This window comes from Marinobacter sp. OP 3.4 (assembly GCF_036224885.1).
Classification (GTDB): domain Bacteria; phylum Pseudomonadota; class Gammaproteobacteria; order Pseudomonadales; family Oleiphilaceae; genus Marinobacter.
In genome coordinates, this window is sequence record NZ_JAVVLT010000118.1 from 39,912 (window position 1) to 60,449 (window position 20,538).

The window sequence follows — 20,538 nt, forward strand, 5'->3', positions numbered from 1 at the left end:
CAGTCAAACAGGGATTGCCATGCTCGACCCGAAACGTGTCCGCGCTGAAACCGATGACATTGCCCGCCGTCTGGCGGTCAAGCACTTCACCTTTGATCGCGACCAGTTCAATGAGCTGGAAGAGAAGCGTCGATCCATCCAGGTGCGGACCGAAACCCTCCAGGGCGAGCAGAACCGCCGGTCCAAGTCCATCGGCAAGGCCAAGGCGGCGGGCGAGGATATCCAGCCCCTGTTGCAGGAAGTGGAAGACCTGAAGCGTCAGAAGGCGGAAGCCGAGGACGAGCTCCGTTCCGTGCAGGAAGCCCTGACAGCGTTCCTTGATGGCATCCCGAACGTGCCGGATGACACCGTGCCGGAGGGGGAGAGCGAGGACGAGAATGTGGAGGTGCGCCAGTGGGGCACACCCCGTTCCTTCGATTTCGAGGTGAAGGACCACGTCAGCCTGGGCGAGGCCCTGGGCGGCATGGATTTCGAGGCCGGCACCCGCCTGGCCCACAGCCGGTTCGTGGCCATGCGCGGTGGTGTTGCCCGCCTGCACCGGGCGCTGACCCAGTTCATGCTGGACCAGCACACCCTGGAGCATGGCTATGAGGAAACCTATGTTCCCTATCTGGTGAACAAGGATACCCTGTACGGTACCGGCCAGTTGCCCAAGTTCGAGGAGGACCTGTTCCGTATTGACGGCGAACAGCCCCTGTACCTGATTCCCACCGCCGAGGTGCCGGTGACCAACCTGGTCGGGGATTCCATCCTGGATGACGCCAGCCTGCCGCTGAAGTTTGTCGCCCATACGCCATGCTTCCGCAGTGAGGCGGGTTCCTATGGTCGCGATACCCGGGGCATGATCCGGCAGCACCAGTTCGACAAAGTGGAACTGATCCATATTGTGCGCCCAGGGGAGTCCGAGGCGGCGCTGGAGGAACTCACCGGCAATGCGGAAAAGATCCTGCAGCTCCTTGACCTGCCGTACCGGGTGGTGGAACTGTGCGGTGGGGACATCGGCTTTGCCGCCGCCCGAACCTATGACCTTGAGGTCTGGTTGCCGGGGCAGGGCAAGTACCGTGAGATTTCCTCCTGCTCCAATACCCGGGACTTCCAGGCACGTCGCATGCATGCCCGGTGGCGTAACCCGGAAACCGGCAAGCCCGAGCCCGTCCATACCCTGAACGGGTCAGGGCTCGCTGTCGGCCGCACCCTGATTGCGGTGATGGAGAACTACCAGCAGGCGGACGGCAGCATTGAGGTGCCGGAAGCGCTGCGCCCCTATATGCGAGGTCTGGACAGGATTCAATGACAGGCAAGGAAAAGACGGACATCAGCCCGGAACAGCGTGGTGCACCGCGATCCGTGGATGCCCCATTAAAGGGCGGTTCGGGGGTTCGGCTCCCGTCCCGCTACCGGGTGAACCCTGTCACACGGAACCCCAATTCGTCGGAAGGCGAGGTGTTCCTGGTCGGCGCCGGTCCGGGAGATCCAGAGCTGCTGACCCTGAAGGCCTGGCGGATCCTGCAGCAGGCGGACATCGTGCTCTACGACCGGCTGGTGTCCCAGCCCATCATGGAGATGATCCCCGAGGGCACCGAGCTGGTGCATGTGGGCAAGAAGCGCGCCGATCACACACTTCCCCAGGACCAGATCAACCAGAAACTGGTGGACCTGGCCCGGGAAGGCCGTCGGGTGGTGCGCCTGAAGGGGGGCGACCCCTTTATCTTCGGCCGGGGTGGTGAGGAGATCGAAACCCTGGCGGAAGCTGGCGTCCGCTTCCAGGTGGTTCCCGGTATCACGGCCGCCTCCGGTTGTGCCGCCTACGCCGGTATTCCCCTGACCCACCGTGACTACGCCCAGTCCGTGCGCTTCGTCACCGGCCACCTGAAAAACGATACCTGCGACCTGCCGTGGACCGACTTTGTCCAGACCAACCAGACCCTGGTGTTCTACATGGGATTGGTGGGGCTGCCCATTATCGTGCGCGAGCTCACCGCCCACGGCATGTCACCGTCCATGCCGGTGGCCCTGGTGTCCCGCGGAACAACGCCGGAGCAGGACGTGGTGAGCGGTACCCTGGAGAATATCGTGGACAAGGTGCAGCAGAGCGCGGTACAGGCCCCGACGCTGGTCATTATCGGCGAGGTGGTGGGGCTCAGGGACAAGCTGGACTGGATGGCCGCCGTACAGGCCGGCGACATGGATCAGGACTGAACGGACCGACCAGGTCGGTCCGCCGGTACCAGGTGGTTCAGCCTTTGCGGCCGGGCAGCACGTCCCTGAGTTTGTTGCGCATATCCCGTAGCGCCTTCTCGGTGGTTTCCCAGTCGATGCAGGCATCGGTGACCGAGACGCCGTACTTCAGGTCGTCCAGGTTGTCAGGAATCGACTGGTTGCCCCAGTTGATGTTGCTCTCCACCATCAGGCTCTGGATCGACCGGTTGCCTTCCAGGATCTGGTGGGCCACATCCTGCATCACCAGCGGCTGGATGGCCGGATCCTTGTTGGAGTTGGCGTGGCTGCAATCCACCATGATGGACTTGCGCAGGCCGGCCTTCTCCAGGGCCTGCTCACACAGGGCCACACTCACCGAATCGTAGTTGGGCTTGCCGCCGCCACCACGCAGTACCGCATGGCCGTACTGGTTGCCCCGGGTACGGACAATCGCCACCTGGCCCTGCTGGTCGATGCCCAGGAACGAGTGGGGGTGGGACACGGATTTCATGGCATTGATGGCCACATCCAGGCTACCGTCGGTACCGTTCTTGAAACCGATGGCCATGGACAGGCCACTGCTCATTTCACGGTGGGTCTGGGACTCGGTGGTGCGGGCACCGATGGCGGACCAGGAGATGCTGTCCTGCAGGTACTGGGGTGAGATGGGATCCAGCGCCTCGGTTGCGGTGGGCAGCCCCAGTTCCGCGATATCCAGCAGCAGGCGACGACCCATGTGCAGACCCTGCTCGATGTCGAAGGAGTCGTTCAGGTGTGGGTCGTTGATCAGCCCCTTCCAGCCGACGGTGGTACGGGGTTTCTCGAAATAGACCCGCATCACGATGTAGAGGGTGTCACTCAGTTCGTCCGCCAGTGCCTTCAGGCGCCTGGCGTAATCCCGGGCCGCTTCCACATCGTGGACGGAGCAGGGCCCCACCACCACAAACAGCCGATGGTCCTTGCCATCAAGGATGTCATAGATGGTCTGGCGTCCTTCGGTGACGGTGGCCGCGGCCTTCTCCGTCAGGGGCATTTCCCGCTTGAGGGCTTCCGGTGTAATCAGCGGCTCCTGACTGGCCACGTTGAGGTTCTCGAGTTGCTTGCCGGACATACTGTTGTGCTTCCTGATCTTCTCTCGTCAAAGCCCTCCGGACACTGCTGCGCGGGGGCTTCGGTGGTTATTTTGATGGACGGATATACTGCGCCATTTGACTGGCCAATGCAACGGACCGGGGCCGCATTCCGGCCGTTGCGGGCTGGACCTTACGCGGCTGGCATGCTGCAATGTGGAAGGTATCCCCAGACGGGATAATCAGGTGCCCGACGGGGCTGATGTCTGAAACCAATGGTCAACATGCCCGATTCCTCTTTTCCCGAGTCCTCGCTTCCCGATTCCCTGCGCGAACGGATCCTCGGCGTTATCCGCGAGATCCGGGTACCGGACCTGCCATATCCGGTCGGACAGCCGGAGCGCTTCCAGGACTGGTCCGGGCTCCTGCGGGAGCACTGGACCCTGCAGACCGACCAGCGGGTATCGGAGGTACTGAATAACCTGGAAGGCCCCTGGTCCGTGCAGCAGGTCAACGGAGCCTACCTGGCCGACCGTATCATGGACGTGTTCCTGCGATCGTCCGGATTACATCCGGTACTGGTTGCCCGTCTCGCCCGCCTGCGCTATCCCCTGGCCTGGCGGCTGGCGGCCGAAGAGCATCCGTTGTTCACCGGTCTGCTGGTGGAGTGGCTGGACAGCTTTGCGGACTGGCGCGGGTGGAGCGATTCCGGGGGGCGGTCGTCCCGGGCACTGCTGGATCAGCTGGACCAGTTGGTGACGGTGCTGGACCAGTGTTTCGGGGACAACGACCTGGCGCCATTCGCGGCCTTCTGCGACAAATGGCACCGGGAGGCTGAACGACGGCACCAGCACTCCAGCCGCCTGCACCAGCGACTGGTGGAAACGGAAACCGGGGCCGCCCGTCAGCGGCGGGCGGACCAGGTGGCCCGGGCGGTGACCGGACGGGCGCTGGAAGGGCGGCAGTTGCCGGTGGCGACGCAGGACTTCCTGATTGATCACTGGCTGCCGCTACTGCGGCAGGTGGTCTGGCAGGAGGGTGTCCAGGGGGAGAACTGGCGCCACGGCACACGCCTGTTGGAGTGGATGGTGTGGGCTGGTGATCCAAAGCTCTCCGGTCAGAACATGGACCGCCTGTACCAGGTGGGGGAACAGCTATCGGACCGGATCACCGAGGTCTGGCAGCGGGTCCGACGGGAAGCCCCGCCCCGTGGTCCCCTGTCCGCGGTGGAAGCGGTTCTGGTGGACCGCCTGCGCGGTGGTGATCCCGAGGCGGAGTCCACCCGGGACCGACTGGCCCGCCTGGACCATGATCCGGCCTGGATGGATCTGCCGAAGGTTTCCGCCGACACCCTGGAGCAATATTGTGGAAGCTGGTTCGTGGAAGGCAGTGGAACCCGTGAACAGCGCCGTTTCTTCCTGGCTTACCTGGAAGAGACCGGGGAAGTACTCTGGAGCAACGGCTATGGCGTACGGCTGGGGCTGACACCCTGGCTGGAATTCCGCCAGTCCCTGGACGACGGTCGCATGCGTCCGTTACCGCCGCTGACCCGGTTTGGTGATGTGCTGAACGACACCGTGTCAGCCCTGGACCGGGTGCTCTCATCCCAGCGCGGCCAGCGCCAGGAAGCGGCCCGCAAGGCCCGGGAACGGGCGGAACAGCTCAGGCAGAAGAAAGAGGCCGAAGCCAGGCAAAAGGCACAGGCCGAGGCGGCCCGCAAGGCGGAGGCCGAAAAACAGGCACGACTGGCCCGGGAGCGGGCGGAGGAGGAAGAGGCCGCTCGGATCGAGGCAGCCCGGGTAGCGGCCATGGACCAGGCGGTGGCCGAGGTGGAGCGTATTAACCTGGGGGGATGGATCGCCCTGCGGAAGACTCCTGACGCCGAAGACGAACAACGCCTGAAACTGGCGGTACGGATCAACGCCAGTCGCAAACTGGTCTTTGTCGACCGTCTTGGGCTTAATCGCACGGAGCTGACCACGGATACCCTGGTAGAGCGTTTGCTGACCGGTACCGCCCGCATACTGGGGGCCACCGCCGAATTCGACGAAACCCTCAGCCGGGTGGTGGGCCGTATCCGTGTCGGTCGCTAACCCCGTGTCCCCCTGATGAAAGTGGCAGAACAATGAAAAATAACGACCCCTACGCATTTGGTAGTGATGAGCTGTACCCGGACCGGGAGCAGCGGGACGAGTTCCGGCTGGTGGGGCGCGCCAGCGTCACCCTGGAGCTGGAATCGGCGGAGCCTGGCGAGGCCAGGCGGGCGCGGGTCGCGCCGGCGGAAAGCTCGGACGTATCTCCAGGCGGACTGAGGGTGATCACCCGTGAACCACTGACCCCGGGGGCTTTGTTGCCCGCAGGCATCCGCCTGCACGGTGCCGATGAGGCCTGCTCACTGACGGTGGAGGTGGTCTGGTGTCGCCCGGTGGACGATGGTCGCTGGCAGTCCGGGCTGAAGATCCTGGAAACCGGAGACAGTGATTACCTGGCCTGGATGGACGCTGTGGCCGGGGCCATGGAAGGAGAATAGTCCGAGGGAGTGGTGCAGGGCAGGCAGTACCGGGGGTGAGTGTCACCCCCGGTTGGAACGGATCACTCTTCCAGGGTGCCCATGCCGGTAATGTTGAAGCCACAATCCACGTACATGACTTCGCCGGTGACGCCACTGGCCAGGTCGGAGCCCAGGAAGGCGGCGGCATTGCCCACTTCCTTCTGGGTCACATTGCGCTTGAGGGGCGCGCGACCGGCGTTCTCGTTGAGCATGCGGCGGAAGGCCTTGATGCCGGATGCCGCCAGGGTCTTGATGGGCCCGGCGGAGATGGCATTGACCCGCACCCCGTCACCACCCAGCGACACCGCCATGTAGCGTACGCTGGCTTCCAGGGAGGCCTTGGCCAGACCCATGACGTTGTAGTTCGGCAGCACCTTCTCGGACCCAAGGTAGGACAGGGTCATCAGGGAACTGTGCTCGTTCAGCAGGCCATGCTGGCGGGCGCCCTTGGCCAGGGCCACGAAACTGTAGGAACTGATGTCGTGGGCAATCCGGAAACCTTCCCGGGTGGTGACGTCCACATAGTTGCCGTCCAGTTCGTGGCCTGGGGCGAAGCCCACCGCATGAACGATGATATCGACGCTGTCCCAGTGCTTCTTCAGCTCGGAGAAGACGTTATCGATCTCCTCGTCGCTGGCGACATCGCAGGGGAACGTGAGCTGGCTGCCCCAGTTTTCCGCGAAACCGACCACACGGGATTTCAGTTTGTCGTTCTGATAGGTAAAGGCCAGTTCGGCGCCTTGCTCATGAAAGGCCTCGGCAATGCCGTAGGCAATGGAATGTTTGCTGGCAACGCCAACAATCAGTGCGCGTTTACCGCTTAGGATTCCCATGTAAATTCTCCCTATGATGAATTTTGCGGGCATTATCCCTGAAGGAGGTGGCCCTGCCTAACGGTCCATTGGTCGTAGGTCGGCCTCCGACCCATTGGACGGCGGTCGGTAAAACAGGGCGGCCGCCAGCAGTTCCCGGGTGTACTCGGATTCCGGGTTCTGGAATATGACCTCCGCTGGTCCGCTTTCCACCACCTGGCCGGAGCGAAGCACCAATAGCTGGTGACTCAGGGCCCGGACCACGGCCAGGTCATGACTGATGAAAAGATAGCTTAGCCGGTAACGGGACTGCAATTCCTGTAGCAATTCAATGACCTGTTTCTGGACCGTGCGGTCCAGGGCCGAGGTGGGCTCGTCCAGTACGATCACGTCCGGTTGCAGCACCAGGGCCCGGGCAATGGCGATGCGCTGTCGTTGCCCACCGGAAAACTCGTGGGGGTACCGGTGGCGGGCGTCCGGATCCAGCCCCACGTCACGCAACGCCCGGATGACTTGCTGCTCCTGTTCGTCCCGGCTCGCGTCGCTGTGGATGCCCAGGCCTTCCCCGACGATGTCGCCCACCGACATCCGTGGGCTCAGGCTACCGAAAGGGTCCTGGAATACCAGTTGCATCCGCCGTCGCCAGGGCCGGAAACCCTTCTGGTTGAGGTGGTCGATACGGTCACCCAGAAAGAACACGCGCCCCTGGCCGCTGGTCAGCTTCAGCAGGGTATGACCGATGGTGGTCTTGCCACTGCCACTCTCACCGACGATGCCCAGGGTCTCTCCCCGGCGCAGGGTGAAACTGACGTCCTGGACCGCGTGGAGCCATCGGCGGGGCTTGCCGAACAGGGATTTGCCCACCGGGAAGCGAACGTTCAGGCTTTCCACCCGGAGCAGCTCATCCTGGCTGTCATCCATGGGCCGGGGTTGCTCCGGGGGCTCCGAGTCCAGCAGTTTGCGGGTGTAGGGATGTGACGGGGCGCTGAAGACCTGGTCGGTGTTGCCTTCCTCCACCTTGAGCCCGTTTTCCATCACCACCACCCGTTGGGCATAGTGGCGCACGATGGTCAGATCATGGGTGATCAGCAGCACGGCCATGCCCAGCCTGGCCTGCAACGACTGCAGCAGCTCCAGCACCTGTTGCTGCACCGTGACGTCCAGGGCCGTGGTGGGCTCGTCGGCGATCAGCAGGTCGGGGTCGTTGGCCAGGGCCATGGCGATCATCACCCGTTGTTTCTGACCGCCGGAGAGCTGGTGCGGGTAGCTGTCCAGACGCTCCTCCGGTTGCGGGATGCCCACCAGCTCCAGCAGTTCCAGCACCCGTTTGCGGGCCTGTGGCCCTCTCAGCCCCCGGTGTATGGCAAGTACCTCGGCCACCTGCTTTTCCACCGTATGCAGCGGGTTCAGGGAGGTCATGGGTTCCTGGAAAATCATGCTGATGGAGCGGCCACGGACCTGCCGCAGACGGCGTTCGCCGGCCCTGAGCAGGTCCTCCCCCCGATAGCGGATGGCCCCCTCCGGGTAGGTCACCAGGCGCTCGTCCAGCAGTCCCAGCGCCGCCAGCGCCGACACGGACTTGCCGGAGCCGCTTTCCCCCACCAGAGCCAGGATTTCGCCCTCCCGCACCTGGAAGGACAGGCCCCGGACGGCGGGTTCGTTGTCTCCGAACCTGAGGGTGAGGTTGTCGAATTCCAGTACGCTGGCCATATCAGTTCTTCCTCGGGTCAAAGGCATCGCGCACCGCTTCGCCCACGAACACCAGCAGGGTCAGCATCAGGGCCAGGCTGACGAAGGCGGAGATACCCAGCCAGGGGGCATGCAGGTTCTCCTTGCCCTGGGAAATCAGCTCGCCCAGGGACGGGGAGCCCGGCGGCAGGCCAAAGCCCAGGAAGTCCAGGGAGGTCAGCATGGTAATGGCGCTGGTCAGGATGAACGGCAGGAAGGTGAGGGTGGCGACCATGGCGTTGGGCAGGATATGCCGGAACATGATCTTGCGGTTCCCCAGCCCCAGGGCCCGGGCAGCCTTGACGTACTCCAGGTTGCGGGCCCGCAGGAACTCCGCGCGCACCACGTCCACCAGGGCAATCCAGCTGAACAGCAGCATGATGCCCAGCAGCCACCAGAAATTGGGTTTGATAAAGGCCGACAGGATGATCAGCACGAACAGCACCGGTAACCCCGACCAGATCTCCACGAACCGCTGGCCCAGCAGGTCCACCTTGCCGCCGTAGTAGCCCTGCAGGGCGCCCACGGCAACACCAACGATACAGCTGAGGATGGTGAGTATCAGGCCGAACAGCACGGAGATGCGGAACCCGTAGATCACCCGGGCCGCGACATCCCGGGCCTGGTCATCGGTGCCCAGCCAGTTGTCGGCGGACGGCGGTGCCGGTGAGGGCTGATCCAGGTTGTAGTTCACGGTGTCGTAGCTGAACCGGATGGGAGGCCACAATATCCAGCCCTTGCTGTTGATTTCCTCCTGGATAAAGTCGTCCCGGTAATCGGTTTCGGTGGGCAGGAAGCCGCCGAAGGTTTCCTCGGGGACGTTCTCGATCAGTGGCAGGTACAGCTCGCCCTCATAGGACACCAGCAGGGGTTTGTCATTGGCGATGAGCTCGGCGCACAGGGACACGGCAAACAGGATGAGGAACAGCCACAACGACCAGTAGCCCCGGCGATTGCGACGGAAGTTCTCGAAACGGCGGCGCTGTATGGGTGACAACGTCATCATTGCCTAGCCCTCCCTGCTTTCGAAATCGATGCGGGGATCCACCGCCACGTAGGTGAGGTCGCTGATCAGTTTCAGGATCAGCCCCATCAGCGTGAAGATGTACAGGGTGCCGAAGATCACCGGGTAGTCCCGGTTCAGGGCCGCTTCAAAACCCAGCAGGCCCAGGCCGTCCAGGGAGAAGATCACCTCGATCAGCAGCGACCCGGTGAAGAACAGCGACACCAGCACGCCGGGCATGCTGGCGATGACAATCAGCATGGCGTTGCGGAAGACATGGCCATAGAGTACCTGGCGCTGGTTCAGGCCCTTGGCCCTGGCGGTCACCACGTAATGCTTGCCGATCTCATCCAGGAAGGAGTTCTTGGTGAGCATGGTCAGGGTGGCAAAGCCGCCGATAACATTGGCGGTCACCGGAAGCACCAGGTGCCAGAAGTAGTCCTGGATTTTCTCCAGCCAGGACAGCTCGTCGAAGTTGGGGGACGTCAGCCCGCTGAGGGGAAAGATGTCGAAATAGCTGCCACCGGCAAACAGGACAATCAGCAGGATGGCGAACAGGAAGCCGGGGATGGCATAGCCCACCACGATCACCGAGCTGGTCCAGACATCGAAGCGGGTGCCGTCGTGGACGGCCTTGCGGATGCCCAGCGGGATCGAGACCAGGTAGATGACCAGTGTTGACCACAGGCCCAGGGAGATGGATACCGGCAGCTTGTCGACAATGAGTTCCACCACGCTCCGGTCCCGGTAGAAGGAATCCCCGAAATCGAAACGGGCGTAGTCGGCCACCATCTGGAAAAAACGCTCATGGGCGGGTCGGTCAAAGCCATACATGGCCTCGATCTCTTCCAGCAGTTCCGGGTGTATGCCCCGGGAGCTGCGACTGTCACCGCCGGCGGATACCTCGCTGCCACCACCACCGCTGGCGCGGGTCAGCGCGCTGCCGCCGTGGCCCTGCATCTCGGCGATAAGCTGCTCAACCGGACCGCCGGGTGCGGCCTGGACGATAATAAAGTTGAGCAGCAGGATCCCGAACAGGGTCGGAATAATCAATGCAAGACGCCGGAGAATATAGCTGCCCATGGTAACTGTCAGCTCCGGTGGTCAGGCATGAAGGTGGAATCAGGCATGGAATCAGTTGCCATACCACCAGTTGTCGACATCCACCCCGTTCTTGGGAGTGGTGGACGGGCGCTCCAGGAACGACCAGTAGGCGATCCGGTCCACGGAAAGGTGCCACTGGGGCACCACGTAATGGCCGTGGAGGAGTACCCGGTCCAGGGCATGGGTGCGGGTGACCAGGGATTCCCGGTCCGGCGACTGGATCACCAGCTTCACCAGTTCATCCACCACTGGATCCTGGATGCCGGCATAATTGCCGGAGCCTTTCGTGTCCGCAACCGAGGAATGCCAGAAGTTCCATTGCTCATTGCCAGGTGAGTCGGATTGTGGGATCACCATGGTGACGATGTCGAAATCGAAACTCTGGACCCGTTCCACGTACTGGTTGGTGTCCACCAGCCGCACGTCCACCTCCATGCCCAGGCGCTCCAGGTTGTTCTTGAACGGCAGTACGATCCGTTCAAAGGCTTTCTGGTGCAGCAGGAACTCGAACGACAGGGGCTCCCCGGTTTCCTGGTGGACCATGGTGCCGTCACGGACCTGATAGCCCGCTTCCCGAAGCAGGGCCATGGCCTTCCTCAGGTTATCCCTCAGGGTGCGGTCGCCCTCCGTGGAAGGGGGGGCGTAACGCTCCGTGAACACGTCTTCCGGCAACTGGTCCCGGTAGCGTTCCAGGATCTCCAGCTCGCGCCCCTCGGGCAGACCGGACGATGCCAGTTCACTGTTCTCGAAATAGCTGTCTGTCCGCTCGTACTGATCATGGAACAGGTTGCGGTTGGCCCAGTCGAAGTCAAAGGCATAGCCGATGGCCTCCCGCACCCGGGGATCCGAGAATTTGTCCCGGCGGGTGTTGAAGACGAACCCCTGCATGCCGGCGGGACGCTGGTGTTCGATGGCCTCGGTGATGATCTGGCCGTTGGCGAAGCGGTCGCCACTGTAGGCGGTGGCCCAGTTCTTGGCGGACATTTCCCGGCGGTAATCGTACTCACCGGCCTTGAAGGCCTCCAGGATGACCGTCTCGTCGGTATAGTAGTCGATGCGAATCAGGTCGAAGTTGAAGCGCCCCTGGCGCACCGGCAGGTCGGCGGCCCAGTAGTCCTTGACCCGTTCGTAGGTGACATAGCGACCCGCCTCGAACTCCCCGATGCGGTACGGGCCACTGCCCAACGGCGGGGTCAGGCCCTGTTCACCAAAATCCCGATCCTGCCAGTAGTGCTGGGGCAGGATCTCCATCTGGCCGAGGATCAGGGGAAGCTCACGGTTGCTGGTTTCGCCGAAGTCGAACCGTACCCGGTGCTTCGAAAGGACGGTGACCTCCTCCACACCCGCGTAGTAGTTCCTGATACCCGGGTGTCCCTCTTCCATCAGCAAATTGAAGGTGAAGGCCACGTCCTCCGCCGTGATCGGATGGCCATCGTGGAACCGGGCCTCGGGGCGCAGGTTGTAGATGACGTAGCTGCGGTCTTCCGGTGTCTCGATGGATTCCGCAATCAGGCCATAGGCGGAGAAAGGTTCATCGGCGGAGGACACCAGCAGGGTATCGTAAAGGTAGGTCCGGATGTCCGAAGCGGCAATGCCCCTCACGATAAACGGGTTGAAGGTATCGTAGCCGTTTGAGCGCACCGCCAGCCGAAGACGTCCGCCCTTGGGGGCCTCTGGATTGACATAGTCAAAGTGATCGAAATCCGGCCCGTAGGCCGGTTTGCCATGCATGGCAAGTGCGTGTACCGGTTCAACCGCGGCGTCGCTGTTCTGGCTGGTGTTGTCGTCGGCTGAGAGGGTGGCGGACAGGAACAGGGCGCCTGTCAATGCAAAGAGGGAAGAGAACCGAGATATCCTTGGTCTGGCCATAGACATTCTTATACCCGTTATTGTTGCCTGGGCGACCGAAGCCGCCCACTGGAATTGTTCAGAGGCTCCCTTTGACCGGAAAAATCAGGGGCTGTTCCGCACGTCCACGTAGAGTACCAGACTCTGGCCGGGTTGCAGATAACGGGAGGTGTTCAGATCATTCCAGGCGGCAATGTCGCTGACGTTGACCGCGAACCGGTTAGCAATGGTCGACAGGGAGTCGCCCTGGCGAACCCGGTACCCCACCTTGCGTACCATGCCGGAACGGTTGTTACTGGCCACCTGTGTGGCGGAGGCCGCATCGGCATTCTTCGACCAGATTACCAGCTTGCGACCCGGCACCAGCGGGTCCCCCGGCGCCATGCCATTCCAGGCGGCCACCTGCCGCACGCTGACGCCATGCTCCCGGGCGATATCCCAGAAGGTGTCACCCCGGGTCACCCGGTGTTCCACCCGCTGGCCGTCGCTGTTGCGGCCACCCCGCGCCTGTTTGCGGGCAACGCGCTGGCTTTCACTATGGCTGTAGGTTTCCTCGCCGGCTTTGGCGGAAGGGATCAGCAGTTGCTGGCCAACACGGATAATGTCGCTGTTGAGATTGTTCACCTCACGCAGCACGGCCACCGTTGTGCCGTAGCGGCGGGAGATGGCGCCCAGATTGTCGCCTGAGCGAACCTGGTAGTGGTCCCAGGATACCCGCGAGTCCGGATCCAATGAGGCAATGCCCTGGCGGAAACGGTCGGCACTGGCAACCGGCACCAGCAGGCGATGGGGGCCGTCCGGGCGAGTGGCCCAGCGGTTGAAGGACGGGTTCAGCAGGTAGATTTCGTCCACGTCCACCCCGGCCAGTTCCGCCGCGTGGGCCAGGTCGATCTGCCCACCGGTCTCCACCACCTCGAAGTAGGGCTCGTCCTCAAGGGGAGGCAGTTCGATGCCGTAGGCCTCGGGGTCGTCGAAGATCTTGGCCAGGGCGATCAGCTTGGGAACGTAATGGCGGGTTTCCCGGGGCAGGTCCAGGGACCAGTAGTCCGTGGGTTCGCCCTTGCGATTATTGCGGCGGATCGCGCTGGATACCGTGCCGCCGCCGCTGTTGTAGGCCGCCAGTGCCAGGGTCGGGTCGCCGTCGAAACGCTGGGCCAGCTGATCCAGGTAGGTCAGGGCGGCATTGGTGGAGGCGAGGACATCACGGCGGTCATCGTGCCACCAGCTCTGGTCCAGCCCGAAGTGGCGACCGGTGCCGGGAATGAACTGCCACAGGCCCGAAGCCCGGCCATGGGAATAGGCAAAGGGGTCGTAGGCACTTTCCACCACCGGCAGCAGGGCATACTCCATGGGCAGCCCGCGGCGTTCGATTTCCTCGACAATGTAATACAGGTAGCGACGTCCCCGTTCCACCACACGCTTCACGTAGGCCGGGTGCTTCTGGTACCACTCCAGTTGCTGTTGCATGCGCTCGTCGCCCTGGTCGTGGTCCATGGCGAAACCGGCGCGAATCCGCATCCAGAGGTCCCGGTCCTCCTCGGCCACCTCGCCGTCGGCCACTTCTCCGGAATCAAGCCGGTTCCGGGCCTTTTCGGCGGTTTCCTTGAGGGAGGGTTCTATGGACTCGTCCAGCTTGGTGGTGTCGTCCTTTGTCTGGCCCTCGACGGAGCGCTTGAGGGCATCGTCGCCGGCGGCAACCGTCTGCTGATGGGAGTCGAGGACGGTGTCATCCTCCTTGCCGTACCAGGACGGGTTGGAGGTGCAACCGGCCAGGAAAAAGGTGAGGAGGGTCAGTGTGGTGGTACGTCTTGCCATCATATTGGACATTCCAGAGCTCGGACGGATTCCAGCCTGTTTCCCTGGCTGCCGAGCGGGTCAACGGGTTCGTAAAACGTTCGCGATTTTATGTAACCCCCGTATGCGGGTCAATCACGGTCGCGTTACGGGTTCGCAAGGCCGGGGCCCATCATGGGCCCGGCGTCGGTGGCTGAATCGGTAAAAGACAGCTGGATGGGTGGCAGTGTAGCGAATCAGAAATGATCCTTGCCGTGACGCACTGCCGCAAACACACCGCTGTCACTATCTGTTACAAGATCGTGTTCGCGGCCATAACGTTCGGCGACACGGATGACCGCCGGGTCGTCCCAGCGCAGGAACGGGTTGCGCTGTTTCTCGTCACCCAGCACCACCGGCACGGTGGGGCGGTCTTCATCGCGCAGCGCCCGGCAGTGGTCCTCGAAGGCGGACAGGGCGGGATCATCCGGCAGCCAGCTGCGGGCGAAGCGCAGGTTGGCCAGGGTGTACTCATGGGCACAGAAGACGTGGGTGTCATCCGGCAGGCCGCGCAGGCCGGCCAGGGATTCCACCATCTGTCCCGGCGTGCCCTCAAACAGGCGCCCGCAGCCGCAGGCAAACAGGGTATCGCCACAGAACAGGACCGGATGGCCGGCCACTGGCGTGTCGCAGAAATAGGCAATATGGTCGAGGGTATGGCCGGGCGTGGCCATCACCTGGAAGGTCAGGCTCTGCCAGACCACGTCATCACCGGCGTGGACCGTGTCCGTGCCGCCGGTATACGGGGAGCCGCCTGGCGCTACGATCCGTTGGGGATTCAGTTGCTCACGCAGTTGCGCGATACCCCCGGTGTGGTCAGGGTGGTGATGGGTGACCAGTATGGTGTCCAGGGTGAGCCGGTGACGTTCCAGGTGGTCCACCACCGGTGATGCCTGTCCCGGATCAACGATCAGGGCCTTGCCGGAGTCCGTGTCTGCCAGGCACCAGATGTAGTTGTCTGAGAATGCCGGAATCGGTGTAATGGTCAGCATGGGCGCCTCATTTCAGGTGGTGGCCTCATTACTTCAGGCGATGGAGTGTCACTGCTATGATAAAGCATCGGGTTGCGCGTGCCCAAGGGACACTCGCGAACAGGGGGTAGGGGATGACAGACATGCGTGGCTTGGAGTGGCAGCGGTTAATCCGCCGCCGACGCCGTCAACAGCCCGATTACCGGGCCTCTCACCGCAGCCTGGAGGCCTGGTTCCAGTCTTCCCTGGGCCAGGCCCTGCTGGCGGACCAGCATGCCTGCGTGAACACCCATGTGGCGGACCTGGGCGGCGCCCGCCAGCTCCATGTCGCCCTGAGCCACCGTCTGCCCCTGGCCATCGACACCGATTACACCCAGCACATCATTGCCACACCTTACTGGCGCAAGGACCTGCCCGACGGGGTGGTGGTCTGCGATCCCGACGAGTTGCCATTTCCCTCGGGGTCGGTGGACCTGGTGATCCTGCACCATACGGCGGATTTCTCGGCATGGCCCCATCAGGTCCTGCGCGAATCGACCCGGGTGCTACGGGGTGGCGGACAGTTGCTGTTACTGGGTTTCAACCCGATCAGTTCCTGGGGCGTCCGGCGGTTGCTCAGTCGACGTCGCCGGGGCCCCTGGGGTGGGCGTTTCCTGCTGCGATCGAGGATGGAGGACTGGCTGAATCTGCTGGAATGCACGGTTGAGAGCTCCGGCAGCTATTTCTTCCGCCTGCCGGTGCAGAGTGACTCACTGGTGGAGCGGGCCAGTCTGCTCGAGTACGTGGGTAGCCAGAGCATGCTGCCGCTGGGCGCCTACTACTGCGTGCTGGCCACCAAGCGCGTCTGTGCCCCCATCGCCCGTCGTCGGGCATGGCGGCCCGGTAAGGTGATTCCGCTGCCCAGTCCCGGTACACTCGGCGTTTCACGACAGGGTCGCGCCCAGGGCAGGGCACGGCGTGATGCCGATGGACACGCAATCCGGAATCTTTGATGAGCGAACGAGTAACGCTGTATACCGATGGCGCCTGCAAGGGCAACCCCGGCCGCGGGGGGTGGGGCGCACTGTTAAGCTATGGTGGCCACACCCGGGAACTGTCCGGCGGGGAGCGGGCAACCACCAATAACCGCATGGAATTGATGGCCGCCATCCAGGGGCTTCGGGCCCTGAAACGTTCCTGTAAGGTGGATCTGTATACCGACTCCCAGTACGTGCGCAAGGGCATCACCGAGTGGATGAACGGCTGGAAGAAAAATGGCTGGAAAACCGCCGCCCGCAAGCCGGTGAAGAACGAGGACCTGTGGCGCGCCCTGGATGAGGAAGTGGCCCGCCACGACATCCGGTGGCACTGGGTCCGGGGCCATTCCGGCGTGCCGGGCAACGAACGGGCCGACGCCCTGGCCAACCTGGGCATTGAACAGCTTGAAGGCGCCAACGCGGAGTAGGAGCAAGCATGAGACAGATTGTCCTGGATACGGAAACCACCGGCATCGATCCGGCGGAAGGTCACCGCATTATCGAGATCGGCTGTGTGGAGGTGATGGAGCGGCAACTGACCGGTCGCCATTACCATGTCTATATCAACCCGGACCGGGAGGTGGAAGAGGAAGCCATCTCGGTACACGGAATCACCAACGAATTCCTGGCGGACAAGCCCCGTTTTGCCGAGGTCGCCGAGGAGTTCTTCGAGTTCATCAAGGGCGCGGAGCTGGTCATCCACAACGCGGCCTTCGACGTGGGCTTCATGGATGCCGAGTTCGCCAGGCTCAAGCCGGTGCGCAAGGTGGCGGACCACTGTGGCGTGCTGGATACCCTGGCCATCGCCCGGCGCAAGCATCCGGGGCAGAAGAACAACCTGGATGCGCTGTGCAAACGCTATGGCGTTGATAACAGTAACCGGGAGCTTCACGGCGCCCTGCTGGACGCCGAGATCCTGGCGGATGTGTTCCTGCTGCTGACCGGTGGCCAGACGGCCCTGTCGCTGGACGCCGGTAGCGACGGCGAGGAAGGTGTCCAGTCGATCCGGCGATTGCCGGCGGATCGTCCGCCCCTGGCCGTGGTGCGAGCCAGCGATGACGAACTGGCCGCCCACGAGGCGTTCCTGGATACGGTGGAAAAGGCGGCCGGAGAAGTCCTCTGGCGGTCGTCAACATGAATGGCTGGGTGATGAAAAGGGTTTCGTAAGGATATGCGATAGAACTGAGAACTGTTTAGGAGTTCTTGAAAGTGATAGCCGCACTCGCTTGAGCGGGCTAACTTTTGTGTTATAAGTAATGGACAGTCCTTGTATTACGGCGATTTGCCCGGGTAACCCGCGAAACCCCCGCGCTGTACCAGAAGGGTCGTGTGGTGCCCGGCCAGGCAGTACCCGTTGAATTCGGGGCGGGCCTGACCCGCGACCGTCGGGAGACCCCTGTTCAGGCCAGGCCTGTGCAGGAGGTACCTGAAGCGTATAAACGGTACCTGCGCAGGCCATGCTGAGACAGGAAGCGTCAGTTTATGATTCAGTCGTCACTAGCGACGAAGTCACAGTCGTTCGATCTGGTCAAGAAAGAGATAGAGCAGACCATCCGCAATGCGGAAACCAGCCTAGAGCGCTTCCAGGAGAACCGCGAAAGCGGTGAAGACCTGCAGAACTGTGTGGATTACCTGAACCAGCTCCGGGGCATCTTCGTGCTGGTGGAGCTGCGCGGCGGCACCCTCCTGTGCAAGGAAGCGGTCACCGTGGCCAATGATGTGCCCGTTGGTGCCAGCGACGACAAGAACATCCTCCTCACCACCCTCAACAGTTCGCTGTTCATCCTCCGCCGTTATGTGGAGTACTACCACCAGCAGCGGGAGGACCACCCGGAACTTTTGCTGCCCATCATCAACGAGCTGCGGGTGGCGCGGGGCGAACATCCACACCCGGAATCCCACTTTTTTGAGCTGGACACCGAGAAGCGCCCGGATTTCTGCATCGGCACCGCTACCGAGCCCCTGGACCTGTCGGACGACGAGTTCGAGACCTACGCCCGGCGCATGCGCCTGATGTTCCAGGTGGCCTTGATCGGGGTGATCCGGGAACGCAACGAGGTAGTCAGCAAGAAGCTTCTGTCCCGTGCGTCGCGGGGGTTTGCGCGCCTGTGCGGGGAAGGGCAGCTGAAGCAGCTCTGGTGCCTGCTGATGGTGGTGGCGGATACCATGACCGATCGCGCCATGGGCTTCAACAAGGCCCGCAAGCGCCTGCTGATGCGTGTCGAGAAGTACAGCCGCGACATGGTCTATGTGGGCCGCACGGCGGCACGGCGGACCCTGGACGAATCCATTATCCGGGAGATGGTCTATCTGCTTTACCGGAGCGGCTCCGGCAACCAGGAGGTACAGCGAATACTGTCCGCCTGGAACCTGGCGCCATCGGACTATCCGGAATCCATGATGGAGGCCCACCGCAAGCGTCTGTATGGCCCCGGCGCGGATGTGCTCAAGTCCCTGTCCGAGGCCCTGCAGGACGAGCTCAACCAGCTCAAGGACCGCCTGGATATTATCGAGCGTGGCATCGAGCCGGACCTGAGCGAGCTGTCCACCATTGCCGATTCCCTCAACCGGCTGTCCAACACCCTGAACATGCTCGACCTCAACCAGCTTGGGGAAATCGCCCAGGGCGAGGCCGAGCGGCTGCGTACCTGGGAGCACGCCGGATCGCTGCCGGCGGAGGATGAACTCTATTCCCTGGCGGATGCCGTGCTGGGGATCGAGAATGCGGTCCAGCAGATGGTATCCCGGGGCATTACCTCCGAGACCGATGCCCTGGCCATGGCCCGTCCGGAGGTCCGGGAGGAATCCCTCTACCTGCGGGAAGCCAGCATTGTGGTGGGGGACGAGGCCCGCAGCGCGCTGACCCTGGCCAAGCGTGCCATCACCGCGTTTGTGGAGTCCGATTACGACAAGCTCCACCTGGCGAACCTGCCCCACACCCTGCACAGCATCTGGGGCGGTCTGCTGATGACCGGCGATCCGGACGCGGCGGACGTGATGGAACGGGTGGCCCGGTCCATCCAGGAACGGCTGTTGGATGTGAAGGAACCACCGGGCAGCGCGGTGCTCGAATCCCTGGCGGATGCCCTGACGTCCCTGGAGTACTACATTGAGACCATCGGCACCCGCGACAACCGCAATCCGGATCTCCTGAAGCTGGCGGAGTCCTCCCTGGACGACGGGGGGCTGTAACCAATGTCCTATCCAATGGCGATGCTCGTACTGGCCGGACTCGGCGGTATCCTGGTGCTCATTGGTCTGGCGTTCTTCCTGCGCCCCCGGTGGCTGCTGGGCTGGATCAAGGGCATGTTCGTCATTGTGCTGGTGGGTGGTGGTCTCTACGGTGTTGCCGTGGCCATGCAGTTGCGCCACTACCAGGCGCTCTCCCATATGGAAACCATTGGCTCTCTGCGCATCGAGGCAATTGGTGACCAGACCTGGCGGGTCCGGCTGGACCAGCCGGGGGAGCCTGCGGAGAACTGGACCCTCCGTGGTGATGAGTGGCAGCTTGATGCCCGCATCATCCGTTTTGGCGGTCCGTTCGGCTGGCTTGGTGTGGCGCCGGGCTATCGCCTGGAACGGATCAGCGGGCGCTATCATTCCCTGGAGCAGGAACGCAACGATGCGCGCACGGTTGAGGCGGTGGGCGAGCAGGGCTGGCCGGACCTGTGGGAGCTGGATCAGGCCTGGAACCTGCCGTTCATGGAGGGGATCTACGGCAGTGCCACCTATATGCCGTTCCGGGATGGCGCCCTGTACGATGTCCGGCTTTCGTCCAGCGGGCTGGTGACGGTGCCGGTGAATGAGGAGGCCAGGTCGGCGGTTAAGCTCTGGGACGAAGAGTAGGGCAGTCAGGCCAGTAAAAGAAAAGGGCATCCCACGGGATGCCCTTTGTCGTTCCGTGAACGGTGGATCAGTTCAGCGAGAACAGCTGTCCGAGCTTGGTGGCCAGCATCATGTCGCCTTCAGCGCGGAGCTGGCCGGACATGAACGCCTGCATGCCATCGGTCTCGCCGGAGACGATGCCATTGAGGGTGGCGGAATCCATGATCAGGGTAACGGAGGGGTCGTCATGATCGCCCTGGACCATCTTGCAGGTGCGGTCCTTGATGATCAGGTGGTAGTTCTGGTCGTCCTCGATGTTGAACTGGAACACCAGATCCATGCCTTCAGCGGCATCGGGGTTGAAGTTCTGTTCGAATTTTTCGAATACCTGGGCTACGGACATTGTTTTTCCCTTTTGTGTAACAAACTCTGCGAACGAGCGGTTCGCATCGTGCTGGGCGGACCGGCTGGCAACAAACCAGCGGGGACTGCCGGGTCTCCCGGCCAGCCAGTTCAATTCGACTTTAGGGACGTGCAGGGGGAGTGTCAAGGAAAAATCAAACGATCGTTTGACGAAT

17 protein-coding genes and 1 pseudogene are annotated in these 20,538 nt (G+C 62.8%); 9 read left to right on the forward strand and 9 right to left on the reverse strand.

Annotated elements, in window-relative coordinates:
- Positions 1 to 19: 19 nt before the first annotated feature.
- Together serS and cobA are read left to right on the forward strand one after the other, a co-directional pair.
- Positions 20 to 1,294 (forward strand): serine--tRNA ligase, encoded by a 1,275-nt coding sequence (gene serS, locus RO069_RS20250; protein ID WP_328189881.1) that lies wholly within the window; start codon positions 20 to 22, stop codon positions 1,292 to 1,294.
- Between the two features lie 143 nt (positions 1,295 to 1,437).
- A pseudogene (cobA, locus tag RO069_RS20255) lies at positions 1,438 to 2,199 on the forward strand (uroporphyrinogen-III C-methyltransferase); the annotation flags it as partial.
- 37 nt (positions 2,200 to 2,236) lie between these two features.
- Here cobA and RO069_RS20260 read toward each other — a convergent pair.
- On the reverse strand, positions 2,237 to 3,310 hold the full coding sequence (locus tag RO069_RS20260; protein WP_328189883.1) for a 3-deoxy-7-phosphoheptulonate synthase: 1,074 nt from the start codon (positions 3,308 to 3,310) through the stop codon (positions 2,237 to 2,239).
- Between the two features lie 243 nt (positions 3,311 to 3,553).
- On the opposite strand from RO069_RS20260, the gene RO069_RS20265 reads away from it, so the two are divergent.
- Both RO069_RS20265 and RO069_RS20270 read left to right on the forward strand, forming a co-directional pair.
- The gene (locus tag RO069_RS20265; RefSeq protein WP_328189884.1) at positions 3,554 to 5,362 is read left to right on the forward strand and encodes a DUF1631 family protein; all 1,809 of its coding nucleotides are present in this window, start codon (positions 3,554 to 3,556) and stop codon (positions 5,360 to 5,362) included.
- Between the two features lie 32 nt (positions 5,363 to 5,394).
- The gene (locus tag RO069_RS20270; RefSeq protein WP_328189886.1) at positions 5,395 to 5,799 is read left to right on the forward strand and encodes a PilZ domain-containing protein; all 405 of its coding nucleotides are present in this window, start codon (positions 5,395 to 5,397) and stop codon (positions 5,797 to 5,799) included.
- 62 nt (positions 5,800 to 5,861) lie between these two features.
- On the opposite strand, the gene RO069_RS20275 is transcribed toward RO069_RS20270, so the two are convergent.
- From RO069_RS20275 to gloB, 7 genes are all read right to left on the reverse strand, one after another.
- Positions 5,862 to 6,653, reverse strand: coding sequence for an enoyl-ACP reductase FabI (locus RO069_RS20275; RefSeq protein WP_328189888.1), 792 nt, complete (start codon positions 6,651 to 6,653; stop codon positions 5,862 to 5,864).
- Positions 6,654 to 6,710: 57 nt separating this feature from the next.
- Positions 6,711 to 8,342 carry an ABC transporter ATP-binding protein gene (locus tag RO069_RS20280; RefSeq protein WP_328189889.1) on the reverse strand — a complete coding sequence of 544 codons (1,632 nt, stop codon included), beginning with the start codon at positions 8,340 to 8,342 and terminating at the stop codon, positions 6,711 to 6,713.
- 1 nt (position 8,343) lies between these two features.
- Entirely contained in the window at positions 8,344 to 9,363 is a 1,020-nt protein-coding gene (locus RO069_RS20285) for an ABC transporter permease (protein WP_328190000.1), read from the reverse strand.
- Positions 9,364 to 9,369: 6 nt separating this feature from the next.
- Positions 9,370 to 10,446: a microcin C ABC transporter permease YejB gene (locus tag RO069_RS20290; protein WP_328189891.1), complete on the reverse strand. Its 1,077-nt coding sequence runs from the start codon at positions 10,444 to 10,446 to the stop codon at positions 9,370 to 9,372.
- A 51-nt stretch (positions 10,447 to 10,497) separates the two neighbouring features.
- Positions 10,498 to 12,336 (reverse strand): extracellular solute-binding protein, encoded by a 1,839-nt coding sequence (locus RO069_RS20295; protein WP_328189892.1) that lies wholly within the window; start codon positions 12,334 to 12,336, stop codon positions 10,498 to 10,500.
- A gap of 84 nt (positions 12,337 to 12,420) precedes the next feature.
- Positions 12,421 to 14,133, reverse strand: coding sequence for a lytic transglycosylase (locus RO069_RS20300; protein WP_328189895.1), 1,713 nt, complete (start codon positions 14,131 to 14,133; stop codon positions 12,421 to 12,423).
- 212 nt (positions 14,134 to 14,345) lie between these two features.
- On the reverse strand, positions 14,346 to 15,140 hold the full coding sequence (gene gloB, locus RO069_RS20305; RefSeq protein WP_328189898.1) for a hydroxyacylglutathione hydrolase: 795 nt from the start codon (positions 15,138 to 15,140) through the stop codon (positions 14,346 to 14,348).
- Positions 15,141 to 15,262: 122 nt separating this feature from the next.
- On the opposite strand from gloB, the gene RO069_RS20310 reads away from it, so the two are divergent.
- The 5 genes from RO069_RS20310 (at position 15,263) to RO069_RS20330 (ending at position 19,981) form a co-directional block, all read left to right on the forward strand.
- On the forward strand, positions 15,263 to 16,111 hold the full coding sequence (locus RO069_RS20310; RefSeq protein ID WP_328189900.1) for a methyltransferase domain-containing protein: 849 nt from the start codon (positions 15,263 to 15,265) through the stop codon (positions 16,109 to 16,111).
- Entirely contained in the window at positions 16,111 to 16,563 is a 453-nt protein-coding gene (gene rnhA / locus RO069_RS20315) for a ribonuclease HI (RefSeq protein WP_328189901.1), read from the forward strand. The genes RO069_RS20310 and rnhA overlap by 1 nt, the downstream gene beginning before the upstream one ends.
- A gap of 8 nt (positions 16,564 to 16,571) precedes the next feature.
- Positions 16,572 to 17,273: a DNA polymerase III subunit epsilon gene (dnaQ, locus tag RO069_RS20320; RefSeq protein ID WP_328189903.1), complete on the forward strand. Its 702-nt coding sequence runs from the start codon at positions 16,572 to 16,574 to the stop codon at positions 17,271 to 17,273.
- A gap of 344 nt (positions 17,274 to 17,617) precedes the next feature.
- Positions 17,618 to 19,327, forward strand: coding sequence for a chemotaxis protein (locus RO069_RS20325; RefSeq protein ID WP_328189904.1), 1,710 nt, complete (start codon positions 17,618 to 17,620; stop codon positions 19,325 to 19,327).
- A gap of 3 nt (positions 19,328 to 19,330) precedes the next feature.
- Positions 19,331 to 19,981, forward strand: coding sequence for a multidrug transporter (locus RO069_RS20330; RefSeq protein WP_328189906.1), 651 nt, complete (start codon positions 19,331 to 19,333; stop codon positions 19,979 to 19,981).
- A 67-nt stretch (positions 19,982 to 20,048) separates the two neighbouring features.
- On the opposite strand, the gene RO069_RS20335 is transcribed toward RO069_RS20330, so the two are convergent.
- On the reverse strand, positions 20,049 to 20,363 hold the full coding sequence (locus tag RO069_RS20335) for an SCP2 sterol-binding domain-containing protein (RefSeq protein ID WP_328189908.1): 315 nt from the start codon (positions 20,361 to 20,363) through the stop codon (positions 20,049 to 20,051).
- Between the last annotated feature and the right edge of the window lie 175 nt (positions 20,364 to 20,538).